This is a genomic window from Nocardioides sp. YIM B13467, assembly GCF_042788075.1.
Lineage (GTDB): Bacteria > Actinomycetota > Actinomycetes > Propionibacteriales > Nocardioidaceae > Nocardioides.
Genome location: NZ_JBHZPJ010000041.1, coordinates 1 through 2,434, shown reverse-complemented (window position 1 = coordinate 2,434; position 2,434 = coordinate 1). Strand labels below are relative to the sequence as shown.

Sequence of the window (2,434 nt, the reverse complement as noted above, 5' to 3'; positions counted from 1 at the left end):
GTCGCCGGCGACGACGCCGGGCCGCCCTCCCGGATCCTCGCCCAGGACGGCGGCTGGCCGCTGCTCGCCGAGCCCTCCTCGGGGGCGCGGACCGGCGACAACGCGCTGCGCTCCTACCGGCTGCTGCTCGAGTCGCCGCTCGCCGAACGGATCGAGCGCGTCGTCGTCTACGGCCACCCGACCCTCTCCCGACCGGTCACCAACCTGCTCGCCCGCGCAGACATCGAAGTCATCGCGGCCCCGGTCGACGGTGTCTGGCCCGCGCGCCCGTTCCGGGTCGACCGCACGATCCGCACTCGGCTCCATGTCGAGGGCGAGCCCGATCCGGCGTGGTTGGAGGAGTGGCGCGAGGCCGACCGCACGATCAGCCGCCAGCTGGATCGGCTGCTCCATGGGCAGCAGGAGATGACGGCGTACGACGTCGCCGGCTGTGTCGCCCGCGCCCTGCCCGACGGTGGGCTGCTGATGCTCGGCCCCTCCAATCCCGTACGCGACCTGGACCTGATGATGCGGCCCAACCGCGTCGGCGGACGACGGAAGGTGCTGGCCAACCGTGGCCTGGCCGGCATCGACGGCATCGTCTCCACCGCGATCGGTGCCGCAGTCGGCCGCGAGTCCTCGACGCGCGCGCTCGCGCTGATGGGCGACGTCACCTTCCTGCACGACGCCGGCGGTCTTCTCCTCGGTCCCGAGGAGGTCCGCCCGGACCTGACCATCGTCGTCGCCAACGACGACGGCGGCTCGATCTTCGCCTCCCTCGAGCAGGGCGCCGACGACTACGCCGACAGCTTCGAGCGCCTCTTCGGCACCCCGCACGGGACCTCCCTCGAAGCGCTCTGCGCCGCCCACCGCATCCCGCACCTCGCGGTCACCTCCGTGCCCGAGCTCGAGGCCGCCCTCGCCAGCCCCAACGGCGGCATCGAGGTCGTCGAGGCCGTGGTCTCCCGCGACGACCGCCGAGAGCTCGACCTGGCCATCCGCGCGCTCGCCCGTTCCTGAGCGGCCGACCCGGTCGGCCATGGCACAGTGTGCCCGTGACCGAACAGCCGCAGCCGCAATGGCCGACCGTGGTGCCGTACGTGGAGTCCTACTCGGGCGGGACGCGAGTGATGACGCTCGAGATGGCATCCACTGCGAAGGAGAAGTTCCTCGCCGCGATGCCGCCGATCGTCGCGATCGACGGACGTGACTACTGGGTCTACTGGGGCCAGGTCAGTTTCCAGATCCCCGCGGATCGCGCTTGCCATGTCAGCGTGCGCTGCGAGGGCGGACAGAGCGGCGGGCAGTATTCGCAGGATCTCGGATTCCGCGTAGCCTCGGCACTGCTCCCGCCCGGTACGGAGCCGGTGCGGATGCAGTATCTGTGCCACTTCGCCTCCGGCGTCGGATCGATCACCATGTCCTGATCAGCGCTCGGTGACGCGGAGCAGGTCGCCAGGCTGGCACTCGAGTACGTCGCAGATCGCGGTCAGTGTCGAGAACCGGATCGCACGCGCACGCCCGTTCTTGAGGATCGACGCGTTCGCCAGGGTGATCCCGATCCTGTCGGCGAGCTCGGTGAGCGTCATCCCGCGCTCCTCGAGGAGGGTGTCGAGGTGCACGGTGACGCGGTGGTCGTCGGTCATACGGTGAGATCCACCTCTTGCTGCAGCCTCGCGCCGCGGCTCATCACCCGACCGCAGGTGATAGCGACGACACCCAGGATCAGAGGGGTCCAGTCCGGTCCCTCGATGCTGCTCAGAGACGAGGTCCAGGTCAGGCCTGTCTCGGACGTCGTCACGGCGGCGAGGAAGATGCCGTTGCCGAGGTCCGCGCCGAGCGGGCACAGGACCGACATGGCGATCAAGAACCAGCCGAGCGTACGCAGGAGCCTGGCGGGTCGTGACGAGAAGAGGCCTTCGAGTCGGGCGGTTCTGATGGTCCGGCGGGCGAGGAGGCATGCGCCGACGAGCAGAACAGTGCTGAGGAACCCTCGATCGACGCGGCGAACTGAAGTGCGAAACTCGGATTCCGCCTGCAGAAGGTGGTGCCCGAGGAGAACATGCGGGCATCTGGCTCGACGTACAAGGCTTTCTGCGGGTCTTCATCGGAACCTGCTATGAAGTTGTCGGACCCGACGCAGATGTCCTTCGAGAACTCGAAGATGCTGGCATTCTCGGCCTTGCCGAGCAGGTGCAAGGTGGTGATCACGCCAGCGAAAAGGGCGAACGCGACCATGAGCGCGAAGATCAGATCGACCAGTGTGCTCAACGGCGCGAGCGGGTCACGCTCAGCCGCTGGCCCGTCGGCATGTGGGGTGCGCGACACGGCGTCTCCTTATCGTTTTTCGATGTTGTCGATAAACGATAAGGCATCTCCGCACCCCGTGATGTCGAGTCGGCTCGTCCTGACGGGAAATCTCGTCGAGTCGGCTCGTTAGAACGAGCCGACTCGA

Annotated in this window: 4 protein-coding genes and 1 pseudogene; 2 read left to right on the top strand and 3 right to left on the bottom strand. The window is 68.1% G+C overall.

What is annotated here, in order from left to right:
- A pseudogene (locus ACFX43_RS07270) lies at positions 1–999 on the top strand (2-succinyl-5-enolpyruvyl-6-hydroxy-3-cyclohexene-1-carboxylate synthase); the annotation flags it as partial.
- A gap of 35 nt (positions 1,000–1,034) precedes the next feature.
- Positions 1,035–1,406, top strand: coding sequence for a hypothetical protein (locus ACFX43_RS07265; RefSeq protein ID WP_378818832.1), 372 nt, complete (start codon positions 1,035–1,037; stop codon positions 1,404–1,406).
- On the opposite strand, the gene ACFX43_RS07260 is transcribed toward ACFX43_RS07265, so the two are convergent.
- The 3 genes from ACFX43_RS07260 to ACFX43_RS07250 are packed head-to-tail and all read right to left on the bottom strand — an operon-like array spanning position 1,407 to position 2,307.
- Positions 1,407–1,625, bottom strand: coding sequence for a helix-turn-helix domain-containing protein (locus ACFX43_RS07260; protein WP_378818829.1), 219 nt, complete (start codon positions 1,623–1,625; stop codon positions 1,407–1,409).
- Complete coding sequence (locus ACFX43_RS07255; RefSeq protein ID WP_378818827.1) at positions 1,622–1,846, bottom strand: hypothetical protein; 225 nt, start codon at positions 1,844–1,846, stop codon at positions 1,622–1,624. The genes ACFX43_RS07260 and ACFX43_RS07255 overlap by 4 nt, the downstream gene beginning before the upstream one ends.
- A complete protein-coding gene (locus ACFX43_RS07250; RefSeq protein WP_378818824.1) occupies positions 1,843–2,307 on the bottom strand; it encodes a hypothetical protein in 465 nt (154 codons plus the stop codon). Before ACFX43_RS07250 ends, ACFX43_RS07255 begins: the two co-directional genes overlap by 4 nt.
- Between the last annotated feature and the right edge of the window lie 127 nt (positions 2,308–2,434).